This window comes from Roseateles sp. P5_B10 (assembly GCF_056400485.1).
Window position 1 is genome coordinate 1 of record NZ_JBFULE010001537.1, and the last position, 643, is coordinate 643.

The window sequence follows — 643 nt, forward strand, 5'->3', positions numbered from 1 at the left end:
CGCCGGTCAGCGGCGCGCCGGTCTTGGCGAAGGGATTAGCTCGCGCGATATCGAGCACCACCATGCTTGCCTTCAATTTCAACGCGGCAAGCGGCGCCATATAGTCGGATAACCGAAGCGCTTCCGCCGATATATTGACGTCGCGAGCGATCCTGGCATCGACCGGCACGAAATAGTTCTCGCCTTCAAGCTGCAATCCATACCCGCCAAGATAGATGAAGGCGACAGTCTCCGGTCCAGAGGACGATGCCTTGTCCAGGAACTCCCGGAACGTCCGACGCAGCGAATCCTGATCCAGATCTCGTGCCCCGGTGACGTCGAAGCCGGCAGCTTGAAGTGTTTGTGCAATCAAGCCGGCATCGTTCGCGGGGGTCGGCAGGGCACCTGCCTGATAGTTCGCATTGCCAATCACCAGAGCGATGCGCCGTTCGGACGGCGCGGCGTTCGATGTGCTTCCACCGACCAGCATGAGTGCCAACAGAAAAGCAGCGAACTTCGAGATCRATGTCATGACCATCCCGCCAAATCTTTGGGTCCAGCGTTACACATAAATTCAACAGCGTTGAACGAATTCTGAATGGAACGGGTCGGAATTAAGGCGCTACCAAAGAGCATGAGGAGGGCAACAGGATACGTTAACCAC

Annotated in this window: 1 protein-coding gene; it reads right to left on the reverse strand. The window is 57.0% G+C overall.

Going from position 1 to position 643, the window contains the following annotated elements; all coding sequences use genetic code 11:
- A partial coding sequence (locus AC1DU6_RS34460; RefSeq protein WP_477862975.1) for a caspase family protein occupies positions 1-511 on the reverse strand: 511 nt, incomplete at its 3' end.
- Positions 512-643: the final 132 nt, after the last annotated feature.